Source organism: uncultured Methylophaga sp. (assembly GCF_947259025.1).
Lineage (GTDB): Bacteria > Pseudomonadota > Gammaproteobacteria > Nitrosococcales > Methylophagaceae > Methylophaga.
In genome coordinates, this window is sequence record NZ_CAMYKO010000007.1 from 87429 (window position 1) to 113747 (window position 26319).

General features: G+C 51.0%; 23 protein-coding genes. 22 read left to right on the plus strand and 1 reads right to left on the minus strand.

The window, feature by feature from the left end; all coding sequences use genetic code 11:
- Positions 1 to 55: 55 nt before the first annotated feature.
- The 10 genes from Q0X64_RS12325 (at position 56) to Q0X64_RS12370 (ending at position 12048) form a co-directional block, all read left to right on the plus strand.
- Positions 56 to 442, plus strand: a complete 387-nt coding sequence (locus Q0X64_RS12325; protein WP_297813538.1) for a hypothetical protein — start codon at positions 56 to 58, stop codon at positions 440 to 442.
- A gap of 757 nt (positions 443 to 1199) precedes the next feature.
- A complete protein-coding gene (locus tag Q0X64_RS12330; RefSeq protein WP_297813540.1) occupies positions 1200 to 2780 on the plus strand; it encodes a PAS domain-containing methyl-accepting chemotaxis protein in 1581 nt (526 codons plus the stop codon).
- A 138-nt stretch (positions 2781 to 2918) separates the two neighbouring features.
- The gene (locus tag Q0X64_RS12335; protein WP_297813543.1) at positions 2919 to 5045 is read left to right on the plus strand and encodes a VTT domain-containing protein; all 2127 of its coding nucleotides are present in this window, start codon (positions 2919 to 2921) and stop codon (positions 5043 to 5045) included.
- Between the two features lie 8 nt (positions 5046 to 5053).
- On the plus strand, positions 5054 to 5752 hold the full coding sequence (locus tag Q0X64_RS12340; RefSeq protein WP_297813546.1) for an endonuclease/exonuclease/phosphatase family protein: 699 nt from the start codon (positions 5054 to 5056) through the stop codon (positions 5750 to 5752).
- Positions 5753 to 5868: 116 nt separating this feature from the next.
- Positions 5869 to 7188 carry a hypothetical protein gene (locus Q0X64_RS12345; RefSeq protein ID WP_297813549.1) on the plus strand — a complete coding sequence of 440 codons (1320 nt, stop codon included), beginning with the start codon at positions 5869 to 5871 and terminating at the stop codon, positions 7186 to 7188.
- Between the two features lie 36 nt (positions 7189 to 7224).
- Positions 7225 to 9210: a choline BCCT transporter BetT gene (gene betT, locus Q0X64_RS12350; RefSeq protein ID WP_297813552.1), complete on the plus strand. Its 1986-nt coding sequence runs from the start codon at positions 7225 to 7227 to the stop codon at positions 9208 to 9210.
- An 84-nt stretch (positions 9211 to 9294) separates the two neighbouring features.
- Positions 9295 to 9609 carry a DUF2845 domain-containing protein gene (locus Q0X64_RS12355; protein ID WP_297813554.1) on the plus strand — a complete coding sequence of 105 codons (315 nt, stop codon included), beginning with the start codon at positions 9295 to 9297 and terminating at the stop codon, positions 9607 to 9609.
- Between the two features lie 122 nt (positions 9610 to 9731).
- On the plus strand, positions 9732 to 10046 hold the full coding sequence (locus tag Q0X64_RS12360) for a PepSY domain-containing protein (RefSeq protein WP_297813557.1): 315 nt from the start codon (positions 9732 to 9734) through the stop codon (positions 10044 to 10046).
- A gap of 2 nt (positions 10047 to 10048) precedes the next feature.
- Positions 10049 to 10714, plus strand: a complete 666-nt coding sequence (locus Q0X64_RS12365) for a response regulator transcription factor (RefSeq protein ID WP_297813560.1) — start codon at positions 10049 to 10051, stop codon at positions 10712 to 10714.
- Complete coding sequence (locus Q0X64_RS12370; protein ID WP_297813563.1) at positions 10714 to 12048, plus strand: sensor histidine kinase; 1335 nt, start codon at positions 10714 to 10716, stop codon at positions 12046 to 12048. The genes Q0X64_RS12365 and Q0X64_RS12370 overlap by 1 nt, the downstream gene beginning before the upstream one ends.
- Before the next feature lie 2 nt (positions 12049 to 12050).
- Here Q0X64_RS12370 and Q0X64_RS12375 read toward each other — a convergent pair whose 3' ends face one another.
- A complete protein-coding gene (locus Q0X64_RS12375; protein ID WP_297813566.1) occupies positions 12051 to 12368 on the minus strand; it encodes a PepSY domain-containing protein in 318 nt (105 codons plus the stop codon).
- A gap of 140 nt (positions 12369 to 12508) precedes the next feature.
- On the opposite strand from Q0X64_RS12375, the gene Q0X64_RS12380 reads away from it, so the two are divergent.
- From Q0X64_RS12380 to Q0X64_RS12435, 12 genes are all read left to right on the plus strand, one after another.
- A complete protein-coding gene (locus Q0X64_RS12380; protein WP_297813569.1) occupies positions 12509 to 13012 on the plus strand; it encodes a MarR family transcriptional regulator in 504 nt (167 codons plus the stop codon).
- Between the two features lie 121 nt (positions 13013 to 13133).
- Positions 13134 to 13571 (plus strand): DUF4440 domain-containing protein, encoded by a 438-nt coding sequence (locus tag Q0X64_RS12385; RefSeq protein WP_297813571.1) that lies wholly within the window; start codon positions 13134 to 13136, stop codon positions 13569 to 13571.
- 233 nt (positions 13572 to 13804) lie between these two features.
- Entirely contained in the window at positions 13805 to 16237 is a 2433-nt protein-coding gene (gene nirB, locus Q0X64_RS12390; protein ID WP_297813574.1) for a nitrite reductase large subunit NirB, read from the plus strand.
- 8 nt (positions 16238 to 16245) lie between these two features.
- Positions 16246 to 16551 carry a nitrite reductase small subunit NirD gene (gene nirD / locus Q0X64_RS12395; protein ID WP_297813577.1) on the plus strand — a complete coding sequence of 102 codons (306 nt, stop codon included), beginning with the start codon at positions 16246 to 16248 and terminating at the stop codon, positions 16549 to 16551.
- A gap of 14 nt (positions 16552 to 16565) precedes the next feature.
- Positions 16566 to 19214 carry a nitrate reductase gene (locus Q0X64_RS12400; protein ID WP_297813581.1) on the plus strand — a complete coding sequence of 883 codons (2649 nt, stop codon included), beginning with the start codon at positions 16566 to 16568 and terminating at the stop codon, positions 19212 to 19214.
- A 340-nt stretch (positions 19215 to 19554) separates the two neighbouring features.
- The gene (locus Q0X64_RS12405; RefSeq protein WP_297813584.1) at positions 19555 to 20814 is read left to right on the plus strand and encodes a hypothetical protein; all 1260 of its coding nucleotides are present in this window, start codon (positions 19555 to 19557) and stop codon (positions 20812 to 20814) included.
- A 154-nt stretch (positions 20815 to 20968) separates the two neighbouring features.
- A complete protein-coding gene (locus Q0X64_RS12410) occupies positions 20969 to 21163 on the plus strand; it encodes a hypothetical protein (RefSeq protein WP_297813587.1) in 195 nt (64 codons plus the stop codon).
- Between the two features lie 39 nt (positions 21164 to 21202).
- Complete coding sequence (locus Q0X64_RS12415) at positions 21203 to 22066, plus strand: hypothetical protein (RefSeq protein ID WP_297813590.1); 864 nt, start codon at positions 21203 to 21205, stop codon at positions 22064 to 22066.
- Positions 22067 to 22077: 11 nt separating this feature from the next.
- Entirely contained in the window at positions 22078 to 22683 is a 606-nt protein-coding gene (locus Q0X64_RS12420) for an ANTAR domain-containing protein (protein WP_297813593.1), read from the plus strand.
- Positions 22684 to 22954: 271 nt separating this feature from the next.
- Positions 22955 to 24358 (plus strand): CmpA/NrtA family ABC transporter substrate-binding protein, encoded by a 1404-nt coding sequence (locus tag Q0X64_RS12425; RefSeq protein WP_297813597.1) that lies wholly within the window; start codon positions 22955 to 22957, stop codon positions 24356 to 24358.
- A gap of 75 nt (positions 24359 to 24433) precedes the next feature.
- The gene (locus Q0X64_RS12430; protein WP_297813600.1) at positions 24434 to 25456 is read left to right on the plus strand and encodes an ABC transporter permease; all 1023 of its coding nucleotides are present in this window, start codon (positions 24434 to 24436) and stop codon (positions 25454 to 25456) included.
- Positions 25457 to 25465: 9 nt separating this feature from the next.
- Positions 25466 to 26257 carry an ABC transporter ATP-binding protein gene (locus Q0X64_RS12435; protein ID WP_297813603.1) on the plus strand — a complete coding sequence of 264 codons (792 nt, stop codon included), beginning with the start codon at positions 25466 to 25468 and terminating at the stop codon, positions 26255 to 26257.
- The last annotated feature ends 62 nt before the right edge of the window (positions 26258 to 26319 follow it).

Consider the following 26319-nt stretch of genomic DNA (forward strand, 5'->3'; position numbering starts at 1 on the left):
AATAGAAAATAGCTGATTTTGAGTGTCGCGCTGTCGCGGTTTTACTGGTTGAGATATGAACATGAGCTTAGATGATGACCTGGCAGAATTTAACAAGGGCTTGGGAACGGTATTTAAAGATAAGCCGATAGGCCACCAGCAGCCTGAAGAGGTGATCAGGGCTGAGGTTGAGAAGTCACCCTGGCAAAAGCGACGGACCAAGAGAACGCATAGCAATACATTTTCAATGGTAATGAGTTACTTGCACCATGAAGGGGACCGGCGCTGGCTGGTGGATAAACTGACCTGCTTACCTTTGGCAAAGCGTGAACCGGCAATGATGAGGTATGCGCAAATCTTCGAGGAAACTCTCCAGCGGGAACAAGATCAGAACAGGAAACAGGGAGAGGCCCGGAGAGCTTCTAATACCTGGTTGGTTGAGCTGGTGGAAAAGCAGCAATGACTCCCTTTTGCCATGACATTTATTTGCTGATAGGTTGGCGTTAATCCCTATTCAGTATACTGAAGCTGTAACTGTGTCTGAGGCCATGGCTTTATTCATGCTAACCAGCAGTACACTTATGCCCTGGGGGCGGTGCTAAGAGCTTTAGTTGCTTTCCTGAGCGGTCATAGCTACTTGGGAATAGGTTAATAACCTGCTCGATTTTTCCTGTAAAAACCATCCCCACATAACCTATCAAGAGAAAGCTCTTTGATACTGGACTAATGGCCCACAGACGACTTATTTAATGGGTCCTCCCTGGAGGGGGGCCACCGCGTAACATTGCTGCTCAGTGAGAAAATTGGTGTCAACTGACTGGAGGGGGTTGTACTAAGCTCACCATAGTTCACCTAGGCAACTAACCAGCGTGATCATAATGGTGGTAACTTTGGTGGTAAGTTTACATATCTAATTTTTGATATTCACTGTTTATGCGCACTTCCGACAATAATTTGATTGAGACCCCACCATCTCATTTGTTTTTGTATCAGGCACAGTGCTCTGCCTTCGCTGTGTCACCCGGACCCTGAACGTTCTTCAGTCGTTTTCTCCGTGCTTTCATCAGTCACACCATGGCGAGCTGCCGTTTGTTTTTCACTGCTTGAGCAAAAAAGTTGCCTTGAACAGTTAATGCACTGCTGTTGTATGATGGTTTTGCACTAAAGCAGCCGGTTTTTATACCGACATCATTGGATGAACTGCAAACAGGTGAGGCGCTATGAAAAAGAACCTGCCCGTTACCGATACGGAAATTACTTTTGATAAACCTCTGATCTCTACCACCAACCTGAAAGGCATCATTAATGGTTTCAATCAGGCTTTCGAGGAGGTCAGTGGTTTCCCTCAAGATGAGTTGATCAACGTCAACCACAATGTCATTCGTCACCCGGATATGCCGCCTGCTGCTTTTGAGGATTTATGGAAAACGGTCAAAAGCAAAAATCACTGGATGGGCATTGTAAAAAACCGCACCAAACAGGGTGATTACTACTGGGTCGATGCCTACGTGACCCCAATCTTTGATGGTGAGCAAATCATCGGCTATGAATCAGTGCGTACTAAACCGTCAGCGGATGAGGTGAAGCGTGCCAGCGATATATACCAGCGCCTCAATCAGGGTAAACGCAGCCATAAAACTAGCTTTAACAATCTGAGCATCAAAGCCAAATCGTTCATCGAGAGCGGTCTGTCTTCATTCTTATCACTGCTGGTTTTTATTGCTGCCTATGAGTACGGAACCGGGATGCTTCTGGCGCTATTGTTGGGGCTGTTGACTGGGGGTGCCAGTCACTGGCTGCAAAAGGGCTGGGTCTTCGCCTCTTTAAATAAAGCCCTTAGAGAGGCAAAAAAACAGGTGGATAACCCGTTGATGGCCAGTATTTACATGGGCAGCGACGATGAAGTGTCGCAGATTGCTTATGCCAACCGCCTGATGAATGCCAGACTGCGGACTGTGCTGGTGAGACTGGCCGACACGGCCGAAAAAATCGACCGGGATGCGAGAAAAACCTTCGAGTCGCAGCAAAGTATCAAATCTTCCGTTGATTCCCAGGCTGTTCAGTCGGATCAGGTCGCCACAGCGATGACCGAAATGTCAGCGTCTATCCAGGAAGTAGCAAAAAATGCGGCCGAAGCCGCCTCGCATGCCACTTCTGTGGACAGCATGACACAAAGCAGCGCCGCTAAAGCGACATCAGCCATTGGTTCACTGGGCTCACTGGAAACCTCCTTTGAAACAATCGTCAATGTGGTCAGCGATCTGGAAAAAAGTGCGAGTGAAATCAACCCGATCGTCAATGTCATCTCCGAAATCACCGAACAGACCAACTTGCTGGCACTTAACGCAGCAATTGAAGCGGCCAGAGCGGGGGATGCGGGGCGCGGTTTTGCGGTGGTCGCTGATGAGGTAAGAAAACTCGCGGGCCGAACGCAGCAATCGACGCAGGAGATTTCGACATTAATCGAAGAGTTGAACCAGAGCGTCGCCAATGCCGTCAGTCAGGTGAAGCATAGTCAGCAAAATGCCTCTGTCAGTAAGTCGGAGGTGGAAGACTCAATCAACTCGGTCAGTGACATTGCCGATAAAATCGACAAGTTGAATGAGCTGAGCACAATGATTGCCACAGCGGTAGAAGAACAGAGTTCGGTAAGTGAAGATATCAACCGTAATATCGTCAGAATCAGCAGTGATGCAGAAAACGTAGTGACGAATATCAACGAGGTCAATAGAAATACCGAGTCTCTGGCGAACGAATCCAATGAACTCAACAACATGATCAGACGCTTTTCATTACGCTGAAACTTCATTAGCGCTAACTTTAGTTATTGGGCTGATTGGTGTATTTTGCGGGGAACATTAACCGGCCGGAACCGAGCATATTTTGAAAAAACACCCCGCACACAAGCTTGCCGATAATTACTCTGTACGGATGTCGGCGTGAGCAATACCGCAATACTGAAACCGCAACACAACTGCTGGCAAACCGTACATGCCGACAAAGCGGCCTTACTAATTGACGGTGAGGCCTATTTCGGCGCATTTCACCGGGCACTGCAAAACGCCCGCCACAGCGTTTATATCCTGGCCTGGGATATCGACAGCCGCATGCGTTTGATTCGCAATGAGGATAACCCTTCAGACTGGCCCGAAGAACTGGCAGCCTTTATCAGTGAGGTGCTCAAGCGCAATCCTGAGCTTAATGTCTACATCCTCAACTGGGACTGGGCCATGGTGTATACCCTGGAAAGGGAATGGCTGCCCATGTACCGCACGCCATGGAAGTCGCAGTCGCGTTTGCATTTCAAGCTTGACGGAAGCTGCCCGCTGGGTTCATCCCAGCATCAGAAAGTGGTGGTCATTGACGATGATATCGCTTTTTCCGGAGGCTTTGATCTGGGCAAGCATCGCTGGGATGCTTCCGATCATGCGCCGGATGATAAACGCCGTATCGATCCGGACAAACAGCCTTATCCACCTTTTCATGATGTACAGATGCTGGTGTCAGGTGAAGCAGCCCGGGCATTGGGCGATCTGGCTCGAGAACGCTGGCAGCGGGCTTGTGGCGAAACACTGAATCCACCCCCGCAAAGGCCTGATTCAGCCTGGCCTGAGGATATCAGCCCCTGGTTCGAAGACATTGATGTCGGTATTGCCAGAACCATGCCGCAATACGGCAACTTTACTGAAGTGCGCGAAGTCGAGCAGCTTTATATCGACAGCATACGTGCCGCCAAAAACCTGATTTATCTCGAAAATCAGTATTTCACTTCCTGGAAAGTCGCGGATCTGCTGGCGGAAAGCCTGCGTCAGCCAGAAGGCCCGGATGTGGTGCTGGCATTACCATTGATGACCGGTGGCTGGCTGGAACAGGTCACCATGGATGTATTGCGTCACCGGGTCGTGTGCCGTCTGCAGCAAGCAGATGAGCACAACCGCCTGCGGATTTGCTATCCGCATCATGAAGCGCTGGGTGAGAGCCATATCAGCCTGCACGGTAAAATCATGGTGGTGGACGATAAACTGCTGCGCGTGGGCTCGGCCAATCTGAGCAACCGCTCCATGGGGTTTGACAGCGAATGTGACATGGTCATTGAAGCCCACACAGCGGAGCAGCAGAGTCAGGTCAGTGCTTTTCGTGAGCGCCTGCTGTGTGAGCATCTGGATCTGGATAAGGAGAGCCTGCGACAGGCATTGTCCCAGGCCGGCTCTCTGATCCATCTGATTGACAGCCGGCAGGATCAGCCCCGCACCCTGAAGCAGCTCGACTGCAAGGTGCCGGAACTGGCAGAGCAGATGCTGCCCTCATCAGCGATGGTTGACCCTGAGCGGCCGCTGGAACCTGAGCAGATGACTCGACTGTTTCTGCCGATTGAACAGCCGAAATCCGCGTTTCGTCAATGGTTCAAAATCGCCGCAGTTTTACTGGTTCTACTGGCCTTGACCGCTATCTGGCGCTGGACACCGCTGAGTGATTACCTCAATCCCGAAACACTCAGCCAGACTGCAGAAGTGATTAAGGCGCACCCGCTCACACCACTACTTGTCATTGGCTTTTTCAGCATTGCCGGCCTGCTGGCTTTCCCGGTGACACTATTAATTGCGACCACGGCGCTAACCTTTGGCCCGCTGTGGGGGAGCATTTATTCAATAGTCGGCTCATTGTTGAGTGCGATGATGGGCTATGGTGTGGGGCATCATCTGGGACGTGGCAGCGTCAAGAAACTGGCCGGCTCTAATCTCAACCGCCTGAGTCGACGGTTGGCTCATCACGGTATGCTGGCAGTGGTGACTGTAAGAATAATTCCGGTCGCACCTTTTACGGTGATTAACCTGGTGGCCGGTGCCTCACATATAAAAATGCGTGATTTTGTCCTGGGCACGGTGGCCGGCATGCTGCCGGGGATTTTGGGGATCACGGTGTTTGCCGATTCCCTGCTGAAAACGGTACAAGACCCCGAGCTTGAGCAGGTTGGCTGGTTCGCCGTGATAGCCTTGGCGGTTATCAGCGCCATGCTGGGGCTGAAAAAGCTTCTCAACCGCAAGCAGCGGGAAGAGGAAAAATAGCACTATCTATGCAACTTAAGCTGGCCAGCTACAACATTCATGCCTGCATTGGCACTGATGGCCACTTTGATCCCTTCCGCATTGCCAGGGTGATCGAGGAGTTGGATGCCGATGTGGTCGCCCTTCAGGAAGTCGAGCATCATCGGGTCAATGACCTCGACTTGCTGGATTTTCTGGCTCAACAGACTCAAATGACTGGCCTGGCAGGGCCCACCATGCTCCGCCAGACCCGGCATTATGGCAATGCCATTTTGTCGCGCTTGCCTATCACATCCCATCGCATGATTGATTTGAGCCTGAGCCCTTATGAACCTCGCGGCGCCTTGCAGGTTCACTTTCGGCATGCCGCACATGATTTACTCATTTACGCCACTCACCTGGGACTGAAGCCGGTGGAGCGCCGATATCAGGTTCGCCGGATCCTGAGAGAGTTTGAGCAGCAAGAAGCCGATATCACTGTGTTGCTCGGCGATCTGAATGAATGGTTTTTATGGGGCAGACCCTTGCGCTGGCTCAAGCATTTCTTCACTGCGACACCCGCCTGCCGAAGTTTTCCCTCAGGCTGGCCTGTACTGAAACTGGATCGCATCTGGGTTCAGCCCCGGTCGTCTCTGCACAAAGTCCGGGCGCACGATTCAACCCTGGCAAAAAAGGCCTCCGATCACCTGCCGATCACGGCGCAATTGCGGCTGCCTGATTTGGATTGAGAGGGTATGTCTGATAGCCTCAAAAAGGTAATATGCGTATCTGCGGCGGTTTCATCCGGCGTAGCCTGACTTATGGTGATGGTCGACATCGCCTTATCAACAAGGATCAAGATCTGATGTTAAGACTCGCTCACTATCCCTGTTTTTTGCTGTTCTGTGGCCTTTTGTTAGGTGCAGGTAATGTGATGGCAGCGGAAAACAAGCAGGATGTTGAAAAACTGCAGAGTCGTATCAAACAATTGGAAAGCGAGCTCAATCAAACCCGTCAGGCGCTGGCAGAGGCCGAAAAGAAAGCTGAAACCAAGGATCAGGAGCTGGCTGAAGCCAAGGCCGATGATGCTGAAATTCGTTTTGGCTCATTGCGAGTCGGCGGTGCGATGCGGGCTAACTATGCGATCGGCGATTATCCTGAAACCGATGGGGCTTCCAGGGCGGTTGAAGACGGCGGTAATTTCGCGCTGGATACCTTCCGCATCAACCTTGATTATGCCAACGGGCCTTATATCGGCAAAGTCGAATATCGCTGGTATAACGGCTATAACTTTCTGCATACCGGCTGGCTGGGTTACCAGTTTGATGATAAACGTCAGCTTCAGCTGGGTGTGAACCGGGTGCCTTTCGGTCCGGGGCCTTATGGTGTCGCGCAGAGCTGGTTCTTTGATCAGCATTATTACCTGGGCCTATCTGATGATATGGATCTGGGTGCCAAATATCATCATGAAACCGGCAACTGGACATGGGACATTGCCTACTACCTGGCTGATGAAGGCACATACCGCGGTAGCTCCAATGACAGCGCCCGTTATTCCTATGATATCGTCGACGAGTCAGGTGATGGTTATGAAGAACGTAACCAGTTCAACGTCCGTGGTATCTACAGAATCACCCATAATGACATCACCACCGATCTGGGTATGTCTCTGCAGTACGGTGAGCTTGACAGTCAGGGTGCGCAGGATGATGGTGACCGCTACGCGGCATCGGCGCACATGGTTAATAAGTGGAATAACTTTACTCTGGCCACGCAACTAACCTACTACCACTTCGATGTTGACTCAGCTCAGTCACTCGGCACCGATAAACTGGTACAGATGGGTGCCTATGACTTCCCCAGCACGGCGGCTGCGGAGGCCTGGATACCGGCCGTGTCCCTGAGTTACTACCATGAAACCACGGGTATCGACTGGCTTGACTATGTGATTCCCTTCGTTGAATACAGTGTAGTGGTCAAAACCGAAGATGCGTTCAATGACAGTGAGCTGGCTAGCATCGGCTTCTCCTGGGGTAAGGGTAACTGGTTTAGTTATGTGGATTTGGCTGCCTCCAACGGTAACGAGTTTATTGGTGGCGAGACAGCGTTTGGTGACCGCCTTGGGGCGAATCAGGATGATGACTGGCAGACCCGATTTAATATCAATTTCGGCTATTACTTCTAATAATAAAGCGCAGCAAAACAAGCGGAGACCGTTGCAATGACTGAACAGACTCAAGACAATAATATGCCGGCCAGAAAAATCCTGATAAACCCACCGGTGTTTATCGGTTCAGCGATTCTGATACTGGCCTTTGTCATTTTCGGGGCAGCATTTTCAGAGACCGCCGCCAGCGTATTTAACAGTGTCCAGGGGTGGATAGTTGATACTTTTGGCTGGTTTTACCTGTTATCAGTCGGGGTTTTTCTGATTTTCAGTCTGAGTCTGGCTATCAGCTCTTTCGGTGCTATCAAGCTGGGGCCGGATCACTCTGAGCCTGACTATGGTTATACATCCTGGTTTGCCATGCTGTTCAGCGCGGGCATGGGTATCGGTCTGCTGTTTTTCGGCGTGGCTGAACCTATCATGCATTTCACCTCGCCGCCGGTAGGTGAGGGCGGTACAACAGCGGCAGCGCGCGAGGCGATGTCGATTACCTTTTTCCACTGGGGTGTCCATGCCTGGGCGATCTATGCTGTGGTCGGTTTGTCACTGGCCTATTTCGGTTTTCGCCATAACCTACCGCTGACCATTCGTTCCGCACTGTATCCCTTGATTGGTGAACGTATTTACGGCCCGATTGGTCATGCAGTGGATATCTTCGCGGTACTGGGCACGATGTTCGGTATTGCAACGTCTTTGGGCTTTGGTGTGCTGCAAATCAACGCGGGACTGAACTTTCTGTTCGACCTGCCTGAATCGGTTTATGTGCAAATCGCTTTGATTGGCGGCATCACGTTGCTAGCAACGGCTTCGGTAGTGGCCGGTCTGGATGCCGGCATTAAGCGTTTATCAGAACTCAACCTGGTATTGGCTGTTGTGCTGGTGGTATTTGTCATGCTGCTGGGGCCGACTTTATTCCTGATGCAGTCGCTGGTGCAGAATACCGGCTTATACCTGAGTGAAGTGGTGAATATGACTTTCAACATGTTCGCCTATGAACCCAATGACTGGATAGGGAGCTGGACATTATTCTACTGGGGCTGGTGGATAGCCTGGTCACCCTTTGTCGGTATGTTCATCGCCCGGGTTTCACGGGGTCGTACCATTCGTGAGTTTGTGCTGGGCGTCTTGTTCGTGCCGGTCGGTTTCACTTTCATCTGGATGACCTTCTTCGGCGGCACCGCTCTGAGCATGGAAATGGGCGAACTGGCGGGTGTGATATCCGGTGCGGTATCAGAAAATGTGCCGATTGCGATTTTCACTATGTTCGATCAACTGCCGCTGAGCATGATCTCATCCGGTGTCGCGACGATTCTGGTGATCACTTTCTTTGTCACCTCATCGGATTCAGGCTCTCTGGTTATCGACACCATTACCTCTGGCGGTCATGACGATACGCCGGTGTGGCAGCGTATTTTCTGGGCCATGTCCGAGGGGCTGGTGGCGGCCGTGTTGTTACTGGCCGGCGGCCTGAGTGCCTTGCAAACTGCGGCCATTGCCGGTGCTTTGCCGTTCACTGTGGTCATGCTGGTGATCTGCTATGGATTGCTTAAAGGTCTGCGCATGGAAGGCTTGAAACGCCAACTGCTGGGCGTGCCGCAGACGCCGGTCAGCTCCGGTCGACGGGTCAACTGGAAACAGCGCCTCAGAAATCTGAGCAGTCATCCCAACAAGGCAGAAATGCTGAACTTCCTGGACCAAGTAGTAAAACCGTCAATGCAGCAGGTTGCTGATGAAATCCGCCATACCGGGATGGAAGTAAGCGTTGTACAAGAAGCGGACTACGTCGAATTCAAAGTGCAATACGATGAAGAAGATGACTTTGTTTACGGCATTCATGCGGTGGGGCATCTGATACCGAATTTTGCCTTCCCTTCGTATGAACCGGTAAAAGATGACAGCAAGCGTTATTATCGCGCCGAAGTTTACTTGGCTGAAGGCAGTCAGTACTACGATCTGTTTGGCTACAATCAAGAACAAATCATCGATGATGTATTGATTCAGTATGAAAAACACATGCACTTCCTGCATGTCGCAGGCTAGGACTCAAAATTGCTGGGCATTTCAGGTATTGAATAGAGAATCATGCTATTGTCGCATTCAGTAACAAGCTGACAGGAGAGAGTGATGCGACCACAAACGTTGATGATGGCAGTGGCTCTGACCGGCTGGCACGGTAGTCTGCTGGCCGGCAGTATTGATTTACCCAGCCTGGCCTGCGGTGAACAGGCCATCAAGCTGGGTATGAGCCCTGCCCAGATCAAATCCACCTGTGGTAAGAACTGGGAACCGTCCTACATCAGCAAACATCAGCGTCAGGCGCTGGGCGATGCTGAGGGTGATGACCTGTTCGAAAAATGGATGTACAAAGCCTCTGATCAGAAAGATGCCCACGTCATCATTAAAAATGGTGAAGTTGTGAGAATTTTTACTGTCCGTTAGGGCTTTAAGTATCACGCATGGCAGCGTTGAGCGCATGGTCCTCAGCGGCCTGTTTTTTCATTTTCGCTTAAGCCTGTTGATTTATACTGGCAATTATTACTAATCAAGTTGCTGGAATAAAGATGAAAAAACAGGCTGTTATACCTCTTGTCACAACCTTGCTGTTACTGGCATTGATACCCACAGAGCGCCTGTTTGCTGATGACGATTCAAAGCGCGCCAGGCTGTTACAACAGCAGGGCAATATCCTGCCCTTGGAACAAATCATTGATAAAGCTATGGCGGTCAAGGCCGGACAGATCCTGGAAACCGAACTGGATGAAGATGACGGCGAATATCGCTATGAATTGGAAATCCTTGATAAACAGGGCCAGGTCTGGGAGCTGGAGCTGGATGCTGCCAGTGGCGAGTTGATTGAACTCGAAAACGAGGACTGAACATGCGCCTTTTACTGGTCGAAGATGATCCCGGACTAGGCCCCAGACTGCAATCAGCCCTCAACAGAGCGGGTTATGCCACTGACCTTTCCATAGAAGGCAATGATGCAGAGGCGATGGGCGATATTGAGCCCTATGATCTGATTGTGCTGGATTTGGGCCTGCCCGGCCGTTCCGGCCTGGAAGTGCTGACGCATTGGCGTCAGCGTGATAACCGCACCCCGGTGATTATTCTGACTGCCCGTGATGGCTGGCAGGATAAAGTCGAAGGCTTCAAGGCTGGCGCTGATGATTACCTGGCCAAACCGTTTCAAACCGAAGAGTTACTGGTTCGCATTAATGCCGTGTTGCGTCGCTGCGCCGGCCTCAATCCCGGTGATCTGAGTTACGCCGGGCTGATGCTGGATGAGAGCGATCAAAGTGTCCGGCTTGAGAGCGGCACTAAACTCAGCCTGACCGGCACGGAGTTCAGACTGCTGCGGTTTTTCATGCTTAATCCCGGTAAATTGCTCTCCAAAACCACTCTGACAGAGCATGTTTATCAACTCGACAGTGATAAAGACAGTAATGTGATTGAGGTGTATATCAATCGCCTGCGTCAGAAGCTGGGTCAGGATCTTATCGAAACCCGTCGCGGTCAGGGTTATATTTTCGGTCAACGCGATTGATGCGTTCCATCCGCAGCCGCCTTTTAATCGGCCTGACACTGGTATTGGCGCTGTTGCTGCTGGGACAGTGGCTGTGGCTGACGCTGACCATTGACAGGCTGATTGAAAAACAGCTGATCACGCGTTTGCAGGAAGAGACGGAGAGCGTGCTGGCAAATATTCAGTTTGATCCGCAGGGGATGATGACCGTTGACCCCAGCGGCCTCGGTAGCAGTTATCAGCGCGTTTTTTCTGGCCTCTACTACACAGTCAAACAAAACGATCAGCAGATTTATTCGCGCTCGCTATGGGATTCAGAACTGGCAACTGAAGCTGTTGTCAGCGGTCAGCGAAAAACGGATTATCTGCCAGGCCCACAGGAACAGTCTTTACTGGCAGTCTCAGCGGGATACCAAAAGCAGGGCAGACGACTGACCGTCACTGTAGCCGAAGATATCCGGCCTATGCAGAGAGAGAAACAACAGTTGCAGTGGATGTTTAAGCTGATCTCAGCAGTCGGACTGCTGCTGCTCATATTACTGCAGGCAGTCATTATCAACCGTGCTTTGGACCCGTTGAAACAGACAAGGAAGCAGCTCATTCGACTGAGCCGGGGCGAAATAAGCGAGATCAGTGAACAGGGTCCGGCTGAAATCCAACCACTTTTGTCAGAGCTCAACCGTCTCATGACCAGCATGGTGGCTAAAACCCGTCGCTCAAGACAGGCGCTGGGCAATCTGGCGCACCGTCTTAAAACCCAGTTAAGTTTACTGAACCAGGTGGCAGAGAGTGATGCGCTGCAAGAGAGGCCGGCAGTTCGTGACCAAATTCAACAACCTGCTGCTGATATCCGCCATATTATTGACCGGGAACTGAAACGGGCCAGAGTCGCTGGCCTGACTTTGCCTGGCAAAGGCGTGGATTTGCCAGCGCTGGTGGAGCAACTGGTGGACACCATTAAATTGATTTACCGGGATAAATCCATGCAGGTAGATTGGCAAATCAGTCAAGACGCCCGCTTTAATGGTGATCGTGAAGATTTGCTGGAACTGCTGGGCAATTTGCTCGATAACGCAGCCAAATGGTGTCAGAGCCAGATTAAGCTCTCCATCAGTCAGGAACAGGGATTAAAACTGGTGGTAGCAGATGACGGGCCTGGCTGTGACGTGCAGGATTTATCCTCGCTTAGCCAGCGGGGCTTTCGTGCTGATGAGTCGCTACCGGGCAGTGGCCTGGGTTTGGCGATTGTCTGGGATATCGTTGAAAGTTATAGTGGCAAGCTGGAATTTGAGCGTGATTCTGTGATGGGAGGCCTGCAGGTGACGGTGCACCTGCAGGCCGAGTCTCTGACCTAGGTTTAGAACCAGTCTTTTTCGACCTTACGAACTTCGCCGGTTTTGGCGTCAACATAGACTTCCCATTCATTGCCATCGGCATCTACGATTTCAAACTCGTAGTCCCAGCCTTTACTCATATCGCGATCTTCCAGATCAGCGTCTTCAATCACGCCGGGCTTGGCTTCAAGCGCTGCCGTTTTGGCTTGTTCCAGACTGATTAAGCCCAGCCCTTCAGATATTCTTTTCATTTCACGTACATCATCATCGGCATGCAGTGGGCTGTTCAAGGCTATCAGTGTGACTAAACCGGTCATTGTCATTGCGGTGAATGTTTTCATTGTTCATCTCCTTTTTTGTGTTGAACGGTTGTTATAGTAGTCAGTGAGTCTTAAATCAGACTGAAGCCTGGCTTAATTGAAAATTAATTTCTTCTATTCATGGGTTTGCAAATAGTTAGGCAGCTAACTATAATGCATTAATGCTTGAACTCAGAGAACTGCCGGACGCCCATATACTCAAAAAGTTTGCCGATCGTTATCCTGATGCAGATATCGACCAGATCCTGCAGTTTCTGACTTTTCTGCATGTGGCGACCGATCTGTCGAATGGCCTGGACCGCTATCTGGCCTCACATGATTTGTTACAGGGCCGCTGGTGGGTGCTGATTTTGCTGATGCGTGAGGATGATCACTGTGCCAGCCCCTCGAAACTGGCTGAGAAAGCCGGAGTCAGTCGTGCCACGATGACAGGCCTGATAGACAGTCTGCAGCGCGATAAACTGGTCAGCCGAAGCACCTCCAATAAGGATCGTCGCCAGACACTGGTTCGTTTGACCCGGGCTGGTCAGAAAAAGCTGGATGACGTTATGCCAGATTATTACCGGCGACTGAACCAGTTAATGTCTGCACTGAGCAAACAAGAGGGCGACATGCTGATGAGCATTTTATCCAAGTTGAGACAGCAGTCAGCGGTGTTCGACTGAGAGGACTTGGGGATTCAGTCTCAGCATTAACATACAAAACAGCCACACTAAGCGTTGGATTTGAAAAAACAACAACTTTAATTTTTTAATTAGCTTCCTAATCAATAACAGGAGAAAACCCATGAAAAAAGTGATCATGACCCTAGCCGCTCTGAGCCTGAGCGGTGCTGCAATGGCAGACACACCACAGTCGATTGTCAGCAAAGCCAATCAGCAATGGAACCAGGCACTGAATCAGGGCAATGTGGAACAGTTGGTTTCGCTCTATGATAAGACGGCCACCGTTTCTCCGGGTAATGGTGCCGTGCTGGAAGGTCACGATGAAATCAAGACCTTGTTCAGCGGTTTTATCAATAATGGGGTGCATAACCACCAGATTGAAACTGTTGATGTGATGGCCAGTGATGAGCAAATCACGCAGATTGGCTACTGGCAGGCCGAAGGTGTCGATGCCGAGCAACAACCGACCTCATTCGGCGGCGTTCTGATCACCGTGCTGGAGAAGAACGCTGAAGGAGAGTGGGCACTGCAATCCCACGTCTGGAATATGAAACCGTAAAGCTGAAAACTCGCATTTCTATACCACGCTGTCACAGGGATGTGATGGCATTTTAATCAAAATAGCCAGAAACGATTCCAGATGGTGCAAGCATGACTTATTTTGGTGCGTAAATAAGTATTCTCTGCACCAATTAAGAGCTCTCCAGAAAACGTATTTTCAACTATATCAATGCCTTAAGAAATGGCACGGTCATTGCGATAGTGTGAAAATAGTTATGACCGGAGAGATCCATGAGAGAAAAATTAGTCCTGATTGGTAATGGTATGGCAGGAGTACGCACGCTGGAGGAATTACTCAAGCTGGCGCCTGAAAAATACGACATTACTGTTTTTGGTGAAGAGCCGTACGGCAACTACAACCGCATCATGTTATCCCCCGTGCTGGCGGGTGAAAAAACCATTGATGAGATCATGATTAATGATCTGCAGTGGTATGAAGATAACAACATTACTTTGCATGCGGGTAAAAAAGTCACCGAGATTGATCGTGTGAACCGCCGGGTCATCGCCGATGATGGCACGGTCGAAGAATACGACCGTCTGTTGCTGGCGACCGGCTCACGTCCGTTTATCCTGCCGTTGCCCGGTGCTGACCTGCCCGGTGTGATCAGTTTCCGCGATATCAAAGACGTGGATACCATGCTCGAAACCTCCAAGAGCCGTAAGAGAGCCGTGGTTATTGGTGGCGGTCTGCTGGGCCTGGAAGCCGCTAACGGCCTGATGCTGCAGGGTATGGATGTCACTGTCGTGCATATCAGCGGCATTCTGATGAATCAGCAACTGGACGAATCGGCTTCTGATCTGATGTTGGAGGAACTGCAGGCTAAGGGCATGAAGTTCCTGATGAATCACGCCACTGAATCCATCAGCGGCGACGACTGGGTGAAAAAAATTCACTTTAAGGACGGCACCGAGCTGGATACCGATCTGGTCGTGATGGCCGTAGGTATCCGCCCCAACACTGAGCTGGCTGAGTCTGCCGGTATTCACGCTGAGCGAGGTATTGTGGTGGATGACACCATGCAGACCTTTGACCCGACCATTTATTCGGTGGGTGAGTGTGTGCAGCATCGTAACCAGACTTTCGGCCTGGTGGCCCCTTTGTTCGAGCAGGCCAAGGTCTGTGCCAACCACCTGGCGAAAATGGGTATCGCTCGCTATATCAGCACCGTCACCTCTACCAAGCTCAAAGTGACTGGCATTGATCTGTTCTCGGCCGGGGATTTCAACGGTGATGAAGACAGTGAAGACCTGGTGTTTAAAGATGCTGCGCGCCGCGTCTACAAGAAGCTGGTGATCAAGAATGACAAGCTGATCGGTGTGGTGCTCTACGGCGATACCGTTGATGGCACCTGGTATTTCCAGTTGATGAAAGACGAGACGGATGTCTCCGATATCCGTGAGAACATGCTGTTTGGTCAGCATCATATCGGTGACTCAGGTCATGGCGCTGCCAACTCCACCGATAACCTGCCGGATGATGCAGAAATCTGTGGTTGTAACGGTGTTTGTAAGGGCGATATCACTTCTGCCATTGCCGAACACAGTCTCTTTACCCTGGACGAGGTGAAGGCACACACCAAGGCATCAGCTTCTTGTGGTTCCTGTGCGGGCCTGGTTGAACAGATCCTGGCCTCAGAGCTGGGCAGCGACTTTAACGACACACCGAGCAAGAAGGCGCTGTGTGGTTGTACCGACATGTCGCATGACGAGGTGAAAACCGCGATTAAACAGCAGGAACTGAAAACCATTCCCCAGCTGATGGATGCACTGGAATGGCAAAATGAAGATGGCTGTCATGTCTGCCGTCCGGCGCTCAACTACTACATGCTCAGTAGCTGGCCTAATGAATACAATGATGACCCGCAGTCACGCTTTATCAATGAGCGGGTGCATGCCAATATTCAAAAAGACGGAACTTACTCTGTTGTGCCGCGGATCTGGGGCGGGGTGACTAACCCGAGAGAGCTGAGGGCGATTGCTGATATTTCCGACAAATATGAAGTACCGACCGTGAAAATTACCGGTGGTCAGCGTATCGACTTGCTGGGTGTGAAAAAAGACGATCTGCCCAAAATGTGGGCTGATTTAAGCAGCGCCGGTTTTGTTTCCGGTCATGCTTACGGTAAGTCTTTGCGTACCGTCAAAACTTGCGTCGGTAGTGAATGGTGCCGCTTCGGTACCCAAGATTCGACCGGTCTAGGTATCAAGGTTGAGAAAATGACCTGGGGTAGCTGGACACCGCATAAATTCAAGATTGCGGTATCAGGCTGTCCACGTAACTGTGCTGAGGCCACCATCAAGGATATCGGCGTTGTTTGTGTGGATTCCGGCTATGAACTGCATGTGGGCGGTAATGGCGGTATCAAAGTTCGCGCCACTGATTTCCTCTGCAAAGTGGATACCGAAGAAGAAGCCATGGAGTACATTGCAGCCTATATGCAACTCTATCGTGAGGAAGGGCATTACCTGGAGCGGACCGCGCCATGGATCGAACGCGTGGGGCTCAAGCATGTGCAATCGCTGGTGGTGGATGACGAAGCCAACCGCAAGGCGCTGGCCGAGCGTTTCTATGAGTCACAGGAAAACGCGCAGGATGATCCGTGGGCAGAACATGCTGCCAAGCACAAAGAAAACTACATTCCGATTAAACAAGTAAGCTAGAGGTAAGCATGAGCTGGACCGAAGTTGGCCCACTGGCCGATATTCCCAACAAAGGGTCTCGCGTTCTCGAGACCCCTGACGGCAACGTCGCCGTTTTCAGAACCGCAGGCGATGAAGTCTTTGCGTTGTATGACCAGTGTCCGCACAAAGCCGGACCGCTATCCCAGGGTATCGTTTATGATAAACGGGTAGCCTGTCCACTGCATAACTGGGTCATCGATATGGAAAGTGGCGAAGCCACCGGACCGGACGAAGGCTGCACACGTACTTTTGAGACTAAAGTCGAAGACGGCGTGATCTTTATTTCGCTTTAAAAGAGTCATCTGTTTTGGGTAAAGAACAAACTATTCAGACTACCTGCCCCTACTGTGGTGTCGGTTGCGGTGTGCTGGCCACACCGCAGGCCGACGGTACGGTCTCGATTGAGGGGGATCAAAACCATCCAGCTAACCTGGGACGCCTCTGTTCCAAAGGGTCGGCGCTGGGGGAAACGGTCGATCTCAGCAACAGGTTGCTCTATCCCAAAGTCGACGGCAAACGCGTGTCCTGGGACTCGGCGCTGAATAATGTCAGCCGCCGCTTCCGTGACATCATCGACAAATACGGCCCCGACGCAGTGGGCTTTTACGTTTCGGGTCAGATCCTGACTGAGGATTACTACACCGCCAACAAGCTGATGAAAGGCTTTATCGGCAGTGCTAATATCGACACCAACTCGCGGCTTTGTATGTCTTCTGCCGTGGTCGGTTACAAACGGGCTTTCGGTAGCGACTCGGTGCCCTGCAGCTATGAAGATCTGGAACAGGCCGACTTGATCGTGATGGTCGGTTCCAACCTCGCCTGGTGTCACCCGGTGATTTATCAGCGCATCAACCAGGCCAAGCAGGACCGGCCGGATATGAAAGTCGTGGTGATCGATCCCCGCAAGACGTCAACCAGTGATATTGCCGATCTGCACCTGCCATTACGCCCTGGCTCCGATGGCACCCTGTTTAACGGTCTGCTGAACTTCCTTAAACAGGAAGATTACCTCGATATGGACTTCCTCGAACAGCATACCGAAGGCTTTTCTGCTGCCTTAAAAGCGGCCAAGGAGACGGCCGGTAATATTCCGCAGGTATCCGCTGTGACCGAGCTGCCGGAAGATGACATTGTTAAGTTCTACCAGTTATTTGCCTCTACCGAGAAGACCATCACGCTGTATTCTCAGGGGCTGAACCAGTCGACTTCGGGCACCGATAAAAACAACAGCATTATCAATTGCCACCTGGCGACTGGCCGCGTGGGTAATCCTGCGATGGGGCCGTTTTCGATTACCGGCCAGCCCAATGCGATGGGGGGACGCGAAGTCGGCGGTCTGAGTAATCAACTGGCGGCCCATATGGAGATCACCAACCCCGAACATCATGACCGGGTCTCGCGCTTTTGGGATACCGATCGTCTGGCAACTGAAAATGGTGCCAAGGCCATTGATATGTTCAAGGATGTGGCGGCGGGCAAAATCAAGGCTGTCTGGATCATGGCCACCAACCCGGTGGTCAGTCTGCCTGAAGCCGATGCTGTCAAAGCGGCGCTGGAAAACTGCGAACTGGTGGTCGTGTCGGAATGCGAGAGCAATACCGACTCCACAGAACTCGCCGATATTTTGTTGCCGGCGGCCGCCTGGGGTGAAAAAGACGGTACCGTCACCAACTCTGAACGCCGGATCAGCCATCAGCGCGCCTTTTTGCCATTACCCGGTGAGGCTAAACCCGACTGGTGGATCATCACCCAGGTGGCTCGTAAGATGGGCTTTGAAAAAGCCTTCCCGTTTGAAAAACCGGTCGATGTCTTCCGTGAACATGCCCGCCTGTCGGCATTTGAAAATGACGGCAGCCGCGATTTTGATTTGAGCGCACTGGCCGATATTACTGACGAAGCCTATGAAAAACTGGCACCGATTCAGTGGCCGGTGACGGAGCAGGCCCCGGCTGGTACGGCTAGATTATTCAGCGATAAAAAGTTCTTTACCCCCAGCGGTAAAGCACGCATGGTGCCGATAGAACCGCGATTACCGCAAAACCTGACCTCGGATGAATACCCGCTGGTGCTCAACACCGGCCGTATCCGCGATCAGTGGCATACCATGACCCGTACCGGTCGAGCGGTAAGACTCAATGCTCATATTCCGGAACCGATGGTGCAGATCCACCCGGTCGATGCCGCCAACTGGGATCTGACCGATGGGGCGCTGGCTATGGTCAGCAGCCAGTGGGGCAAGATGATTGTGCGTGTGGTGATGACCGATGAGCAGCGGCCGGGCAGCGTATTTGTGCCGATTCACTGGAGTAACCAGTTTGCCTCAATGGCGCGGGTCGATGCTTTGGTGGCGGCGGTTTACGACCCGCTATCAGGTCAACCTGAATCCAAACATACGCCAGTCAAAATTCGTCCTTATCAACCGACCTGGCATGGCTTTATCCTGTCGCGCCATCCGATTTCAGTGAAAGATGCCAATTACTGGGTCAAGGTCAGAGGTGCCCAGTTCTGGCGCTATGAAATTGCCGGTGAGAAAGAGATTACCAATCCGGTGTCCTGGGCACAGGAGCATTTGGGAAAAGAGGGCGAATGGCTGGACTTTATTGATAAAAAAGCCGGTCGCTACCGGGCCGGGATTATTGTCAGAAACCGGCTTGAAGGCGTTGTCTTTATAGCGCCCAGCCACGAATTACCGGCGCGCTCATGGTTATCGCAATTGTTTGCCACTGACGCGCTCAGTGACGAAGAGCGATACAGCCTGCTGGTAGGACAGCCCGGCAAGGGGCAAAAAGATTGTGGTGCGATTGTCTGCTCCTGTTTTGGCGTTGGTGAGAACACGCTCAAGGAAGCCATCGGCACCGGCCATGTCAAATCGGTGGAGGAGATTGGCAGCAAGCTCAATGCCGGGACAAACTGTGGCTCCTGTGTACCGGAGTTAAAAAAGCTGCTGGGCCATTAATCACCACCCAGATTGCCAAGCCTGACAACGAGAGGCCGGGAGAGTCATACAGCTCCCGGCCTTTTTTATTTCTTTCACATAGTCAGTCTTGTTTCGTACTAGTGCAGTATCGAATGAAATAAGTATCCAATTGGTGCATTTTATGTGGTGGTTTTATAATAAACCTTATAAAATCCAATAAAATCAATCATATAACGAATTGGCACCATGGTTGCAAACGTTAAGACTAGTGACTCTGCAACGATGCAGCTAATTTTAAGTTTTTACAATAATTATTAATCAAGGTAACGAAGCCATAACGGGGTAAGCCCGTTGTGGCTTTTTTATGCGAGGAAAAAATATGCCAAGAATGAAGAAACTCACTGCTCTGACCGTTATCGCAACAGGCCTGAGTAGTTTTGCCATTGCCCCGACTGCTGCGGCCGACGATGCCTTTATGGAAGCCTTGACGGGCGGCAAGGTCAGTTTTTCTGCCCGTGCACGCTATGAAAATGTCGATCAGGATGGCATAGATAAAAAAGCGGATGCTTATACGCTGCGCACCACACTCGGTTATAAAACCGGTGCCTTCCATGGTTTCAGTGGTTTTGTCGAGTTTGAAGATGTGTCACATCTGGGCTCAGATAAATTCAACGCCGCCGGCACCAATGATGAGCCCAGTTATCCGATTGTGGCGGATCCGGAAGGGACTGAAGTCAACCAGGCTTATCTAGCCTATGACGCTTTCGATACCACGTTTAAATTCGGCCGTCAGATCATCACTTATCGTGACGCACCGTTCCACCGCTTTATTGGTACCGTCGGCTGGCGTCAGAACTGGCAGACTTTTGATGCCTTCAGCGTTGTAAACACATCGCTGCCCGATACCTCGCTGAGTTATGCCTATATTGATAAAGTACAAACCATTTTCGGTGATGACGGTAATCTGGCTGCGATGATGGTGGATGATGGTGAGATCCATATGGACAGCCATCTGTTCAACTTGAAGTATGCCGGCCTGCCTATCGGCAACCTGGAGGGCTATGCCTATTTGCTGGACTATGAAGATTCAGTCGATGACAGTGCGTATTCCCGCGCCACCTATGGTGCACGCATCTCTGGTGCTCAGCCTCTAAACGAGTCATTCAAACTGGTTTACACCGCTGAATATGCGACCCAGGATGACTATGCGGATGGTGAAATGGATAAGCAGGATTACACCCTGCTCGAAGTGGGCGGTAAGTACAAAGGCTGGTTATTAAAACTGTCTCATGAAGTGCAGGAAGGTGACGGCAACTTCAGTTTCCGAACCCCGCTGGGTACCAATCATGCTTATCAGGGCTGGGCAGATAAGTTCCTGAATACGCCGACAGATGGCCTCGAAGACACCTACGTCACCCTGGTCGGTAATGTATTAGGGGCCAAGCTGGTGGCCCAGTACCATGATTTTGAAACCGACGAAAACAGTCTGGATGCCGGTGAAGAATTCGACATCATGCTGGCCAAGACTTTCAAAAAGCATTACACCGTCGGGGTCAAATATGCTGACTACAACGCCGATGATGAATTTGGTCTGACCGATACCGAGAAATTCTGGATGTGGGGACAGGTTAAGTTTTAAAGTCTGCTGTTTTCACCACAATAAAGCCGGGTTATGCCCGGCTTTGTTGTCTCTGTCGGCCTGAAACAGCCGGCCTGCACTGCACCAGTTTTGTTCAGCAAATATCGCGGCAACACCATAATGTCGCATGAGATGACTGCCAGAAAAATATAAGATGCTGATAATTAAAAGAAAAAGTGTTGGCACAGCTTATGCAAAATCATTCATTGTAATCAACCGCGCAGGGAGAAAAGCGATGGGCTATTTCATTGATTTGATGTATCTGCTGAAAGAGTTGGTGAAATTAGTATTCATGGTCATGATTTCACCGTTGGGACTCGTGGCCGGTGTTCTGGTGGCCTGGGGCTAAACAGCCAGCCAGGGCACGTTTGTTCACTGGAGAGCAAAAATGTATCCGATGTTTATCGGTGGCCTCACCGTTGTGTGCCTATTATTTATTGTCAGTCGTCTTGCCATACTAAGGCGTGAAGAACAAAGCCGGGTGGAGCAGGGTATCCTGCTGACGGTACACCTCAAACGCATTATTGATAGCTGTCAGAAACACCGCGGCACCAGCAATGCGGTCAGCCAGGGTAATGACAAGCTGAAACCCAATCTGGTGAGTCTGCAGCGCGATATCGATCAACTGATTGCCAGTGGTGACAGTCATCAATTGACGCGTTTCCCGCAGTGGGCATCCTTTGCTGAACATTGGCCCAGACTGAAAAAACATGCGCTGGCCGGTGATCTCAAATCTCACAACCTGGTACGCCAGCATAGCCTGATGATCGATGGTCAATTGTCTCTGCTGGATGATGTGATGCGGGATCATGACCTGCACCGGATGATGCTGGATCGCTGTACCCGTGTTTCAGAAATCTGCCTTGATACACTGCGCGTGGCTGAAACGGTTGGCCAGACGCGGGCTATCGGTTCCGGTATCTGTGCCCGTGGGGTTTGCGAAGGGGCGGACCGTATCATTCTCGATTTCCTGCGCATTTCGGTGCAAAGCACAACGAACGAACTGGTCAAGCAGATCCATACCATAGATAACCATGACCTGAGGCAGTCATTACAGACGGCATCCAACGCAATTTCAGACAGTATCAGCAAACTTATCAGCATGGTTGAAAACCATGTACTAAAGGAAGGCAAGCTGCAACTCGATACAAACGATTATTTCAATACCTCGACCCGGGCCATTGATGAGGTGCTGAAAGTATTCGGCATCATTATTCATTATGCCTCTCAACAACACACCCGAATGATATGAGCAATGCCGCTATGAATTCTGAATCTATCATCAACACTATTGTGATCAGTGAACAGCCGGAGGTGACCGGGCACATTGCCTCGGTGCTGGCTGATTCTGACTACAAAATCATTTTTGAAGGCGCGACTTTGCAGCAGTTATTGTCACTGAAATGGACAGTCGAACCGGAATTGATCATCGCTGTGTTCGATGCCAGTGACAGTGAACTGCTCAACAAATTCAAAATCATCAACGAACAGTTTCCTCTCCCCATTGTGATTTTTACTCATGATGATCGTGATGATGCCATTGAGCAGGCGATACAGGCGGGCGTCAGTGCTTATATTGTCGATGGCTTTCGTGAGGACCGGGTTTTGCCCATTCTGCGCACAGCGATAGCACGCTTTCGTCAATACCAGTCAATGCAAGAGCATATAAAAGAACTCAAGACCTCGTTGGCCGATCGCAAGATCATTGATCGTGCCAAGGGGTTGATCATGGAGCAGCGTGAGTGCAGTGAGGATGAAGCCTATCGTCTGCTGCGTACTTCAGCGATGAATCAGAATATGCGTCTGGCCCAACTGGCCCAGAATATCCTGGCGACAGCCAACCTGCTGGAACCCAAAAAATCCGTTTAAATCCGCACCAGCGGTGTGCGCCAATTCCACCCATTAACTAAAACTGTGCAAAAAAGTCAGTCTGATTGTTTTTTTAAATTAACGCATAAGTGACTGATAAAAGGGTAAAAACAAATTAGGCATCTAGTTGGCATATTATCTGCAACCCTGAATCCGAGTCACGACCCAACGGCGGGTAACTTAAAAAAACAGAACGATGGATAAAGACGTCCTTGTTGAGCTTAGCTCGACCAGGGCGTCTTTTTTTTGCACACATTTTTGGGAGCACATAATGCTTAAAAATCCTTTATCGATCACACGCCGCAAGCTGGTGAAGACCCTGGCGGCAGCCAGCCTGATATTCAGCACCGGCATGATGTCAGCAACGTCGGTTTATGCTGCACCGGGCGACATTGAAAAACCGGACCTCAAGTTCGGCTTTATCAAACTGACCGATATGGCGCCGCTGGCGATTGCCTACGAAAAATTCTTTTTCGAGGACGAAGGTCTCTACGTCACCCTGGAAGCCCAGGCCAACTGGAAAGTCCTGCTTGATGGCGTGATTGACGGCACCCTGGACGGTGCTCACATGCTGGCCGGACAACCTCTGGGTGCAACCATTGGTTTCGGTACCAAGGCCGACATCATCACCGCGTTCAGTATGGATCTTAACGGTAATGGCATCACCGTTTCCAATGATATCTGGGAACAAATGAAACCCAATATTCCCAAGCGGGAAGACGGCAAACCGGTGCACCCGATCAGTGCCGAAGCGCTGAAACCGGTGGTTGACTCCTATAAAGCCGAAGGCAAACCTTTCAATATGGGCATGGTGTTCCCGGTTTCCACCCATAATTATGAACTGCGTTACTGGCTGGCCGCCGGTGGTATTCACCCGGGCTACTACGCACCGCATAAAGGCGATGTCAGCGGTCAGATTGATGCTGATGCCTTGCTGTCGGTTACACCGCCACCCCAAATGCCATCCACCATGGAAGCCGGCACCATTTACGGTTACTGCGTCGGTGAGCCCTGGAACCAGCAGGCGGTATTCAAAGGGATTGGCGTGCCGGTCATCACTGACTATGAAATCTGGAAAAACAATCCGGAAAAAGTCTTCGGTGTCAGCAAAGCCTGGGCTGAGGAAAATCCCAACACTCACGTTGCTGTCGTCAAAGCGTTGATCCGTGCCGCTCACTGGCTGGATGAAAACAACAATGCCAACCGTCCGGAAGCGGTGGAAATCCTGTCGGAAAGCCGTTATGTCGGTGCTGACTATGAAGTCATCGCCAACAGCATGACTGGCACATTTGAATATGAAAAAGGCGACAAGCGTGCCATTCCCGATTTCAATGTGTTCTTCCGCTATAACGCCACATATCCGTACTACAGCGATGCGGTCTGGTACCTGACGCAAATGCGTCGTTGGGGGCAGATTGCCGAGCCTAAAGCGGACAGCTGGTATATGGATATCGCCAAGAAAGTCTATCGTCCCGATATCTACGCGGTGGCGGCCAGGGAACTGATTGAAGAAGGCAAACTGCCGGCCTCAGCGTTCCCCGACTTTGCAACCGAAACCGGTTTCAAACCGGCGCAAACCGAGTTTATTGACGAGATTACTTTCGACGGCACCCAGCCTAATGCCTATCTGGAACAATTCCCGATCGGTCTGAAAGGTGAAGAGGTCGTTGAGTAATAACAGAAACAACCAAGCTATCCCGCCTGCCCGGCAGGCGGGATGATTGTTTCGACCCAACATTAAAGAGTCAATATGAAAGATAAACTGATTTATTTCCTGGAACTGACCGGTCTGAACTGGTTTGTGCCGCTGGTCAAACTGAGCACCGGTGATTCACCCAAACATCAGCTTCAGGAGTTCGGCAAGATGGTTGGCGTCCCGCTGTTTGCTGTTGTCGTCTTCCTGATGCTCTGGCATATGGGTGCTGCCAAGGTGATTACCAGCCTGGGGCAGGTGCCGGGACCCACCCAGGTGTGGGAACAGGTCAATGTCCTGGTTGATGAACATAATGAGGCGCGTGAGCGTGAGGTGGCCTTTTATGAGCGCCAGGAAAAACGTAACGCTGCCAAGCTGGAAAAAAATCCTGATGCCGAGGTGACAATTCGTCCCTACACCGGCAAGGAAACTTTTTTTGATCAGATCCTGACCAGCCTGTTCACGGTGTTTGTGGGCTTTTTTATAGCCACCCTGATCGCTGTGCCTATCGGTATTATCGCCGGGCTGTCGGATACCATTTATTCAGCGCTGAACCCATTAATTCAGGTCTTTAAACCAGTGTCGCCGCTGGCCTGGCTACCGATTGTGACTATGGTGGTCAGTGCGGTCTACGTGTCCGATAACCCGATGTTTGAGAAATCCTTTATTACCTCAGCGCTGACCGTGACCTTATGTTCATTGTGGCCGACGTTGATTAACACGGCAGTGGGCGTGTCATCGATTGATAAGGACCTGATTAATGTTGCGCGGGTATTACGCCTGGGCTATTTCACCACCGTGTTGAAAGTGGTGATCCCGGCATCGATTCCGATGATTTTCACCGGCCTGCGGATTTCGCTGGGTATCGGCTGGATGGTGCTGATTGCCGCGGAAATGCTGGCGCAGAACCCGGGACTGGGTAAGTTCGTTTGGGATGAGTTCCAGAACGGCAGTTCCTCGTCGCTCAGCCGCATTATGGTGGCCGTGCTCACTATCGGCATTATCGGCTTTGTGCTGGACCGCATCACGCTCAGCTTCCAGAAATTTTTCTCATACGATAAAAACGCGGTCATCCGCTAGGAGTTCATGATGGATAAGTATCTTAATATCGACCATGTGAGTATCGACTTTCCAACTCCCAACGGACCGTTCCGGGCACTGGAGAATGTGAACCTGAAGATCGACAAAGGGGAGTTTGTCAGCATTATCGGTCACTCGGGCTGTGGCAAATCGACAGTGATGAATATCGTCGGCGGTCTGTACCAGGCCACCGAGGGTGGTGTGGTGCTGGAAGGCAAGGAGGTCAACGACCCCGGACCCGACCGTGCCATTGTGTTTCAGAACCATTCGCTGTTCCCGTGGCTAAGTTGTTACCAGAATGTGGAATTGGCAGTGAAGTCGGTATTTGGCAAGACCCGCTCCAGAAATGAAATCCGCGACTGGGTTAATCACAACCTGGAACTGGTGCATATGAGTCATGCCAAGCATAAAATGCCGGCGGAAATCTCCGGTGGTATGAAGCAACGTATCGGCATTGCCCGGGCGCTGTCGATGGAACCCAAGGTGCTGCTGATGGATGAACCATTCGGCGCGCTGGATGCGCTGACGCGAGCGCATTTGCAGGATTCACTGATGGATATTCAGGCTGAGTTGAATAATACGGTGATTATGATTACACACGATGTGGACGAGGCGGTATTGCTGTCGGACAAAATCGTGATGATGACCAATGGGCCGGCAGCCAGTATCGGTGAGGTCATGGATGTGAACCTGCCCCGGCCACGTAAGCGTTTGGAACTGGCTGATAATCCTGATTACAACCACTATCGTTCTGAAGTCATTCATTTCCTGCACCAGCGTCATGCACGAAAAGTAGCCTGATAAATGCATCGTCTGCCTCACTCAGACACAGGCTTTTAAGTGTTGATTTGATTTAAAGAAAA

Excerpts from the sequence above, each read along its gene's own strand:
- Q0X64_RS12430 (WP_297813600.1), top strand. The coding sequence starts at position 24,434 with ATGAAAGATAAACTGATTTATTTCCTGGAACTGACCGGTCTGAACTGG.
- Q0X64_RS12370 (WP_297813563.1), top strand. The coding sequence starts at position 10,714 with ATGCGTTCCATCCGCAGCCGCCTTTTAATCGGCCTGACACTGGTATTG.
- Q0X64_RS12435 (WP_297813603.1), top strand. The coding sequence starts at position 25,466 with ATGGATAAGTATCTTAATATCGACCATGTGAGTATCGACTTTCCAACT.
- Q0X64_RS12365 (WP_297813560.1), top strand. The coding sequence starts at position 10,049 with ATGCGCCTTTTACTGGTCGAAGATGATCCCGGACTAGGCCCCAGACTG.
- Q0X64_RS12420 (WP_297813593.1), top strand. The coding sequence starts at position 22,078 with ATGAATTCTGAATCTATCATCAACACTATTGTGATCAGTGAACAGCCG.
- Q0X64_RS12360 (WP_297813557.1), top strand. The coding sequence starts at position 9,732 with ATGAAAAAACAGGCTGTTATACCTCTTGTCACAACCTTGCTGTTACTG.
- Q0X64_RS12325 (WP_297813538.1), top strand. The coding sequence starts at position 56 with ATGAACATGAGCTTAGATGATGACCTGGCAGAATTTAACAAGGGCTTG.
- nirB (WP_297813574.1), top strand. The coding sequence starts at position 13,805 with ATGAGAGAAAAATTAGTCCTGATTGGTAATGGTATGGCAGGAGTACGC.
- Q0X64_RS12425 (WP_297813597.1), top strand. The coding sequence starts at position 22,955 with ATGCTTAAAAATCCTTTATCGATCACACGCCGCAAGCTGGTGAAGACC.
- betT (WP_297813552.1), top strand. The coding sequence starts at position 7,225 with ATGACTGAACAGACTCAAGACAATAATATGCCGGCCAGAAAAATCCTG.
- Q0X64_RS12380 (WP_297813569.1), top strand. The coding sequence starts at position 12,509 with ATGCTTGAACTCAGAGAACTGCCGGACGCCCATATACTCAAAAAGTTT.
- Q0X64_RS12375 (WP_297813566.1), bottom strand. The coding sequence starts at position 12,368 with ATGAAAACATTCACCGCAATGACAATGACCGGTTTAGTCACACTGATA.
- Q0X64_RS12415 (WP_297813590.1), top strand. The coding sequence starts at position 21,203 with ATGTATCCGATGTTTATCGGTGGCCTCACCGTTGTGTGCCTATTATTT.
- Q0X64_RS12345 (WP_297813549.1), top strand. The coding sequence starts at position 5,869 with ATGTTAAGACTCGCTCACTATCCCTGTTTTTTGCTGTTCTGTGGCCTT.
- Q0X64_RS12410 (WP_297813587.1), top strand. The coding sequence starts at position 20,969 with ATGCTGATAATTAAAAGAAAAAGTGTTGGCACAGCTTATGCAAAATCA.
- Q0X64_RS12340 (WP_297813546.1), top strand. The coding sequence starts at position 5,054 with ATGCAACTTAAGCTGGCCAGCTACAACATTCATGCCTGCATTGGCACT.
- Q0X64_RS12330 (WP_297813540.1), top strand. The coding sequence starts at position 1,200 with ATGAAAAAGAACCTGCCCGTTACCGATACGGAAATTACTTTTGATAAA.
- Q0X64_RS12355 (WP_297813554.1), top strand. The coding sequence starts at position 9,295 with ATGCGACCACAAACGTTGATGATGGCAGTGGCTCTGACCGGCTGGCAC.
- nirD (WP_297813577.1), top strand. The coding sequence starts at position 16,246 with ATGAGCTGGACCGAAGTTGGCCCACTGGCCGATATTCCCAACAAAGGG.
- Q0X64_RS12385 (WP_297813571.1), top strand. The coding sequence starts at position 13,134 with ATGAAAAAAGTGATCATGACCCTAGCCGCTCTGAGCCTGAGCGGTGCT.
- Q0X64_RS12405 (WP_297813584.1), top strand. The coding sequence starts at position 19,555 with ATGCCAAGAATGAAGAAACTCACTGCTCTGACCGTTATCGCAACAGGC.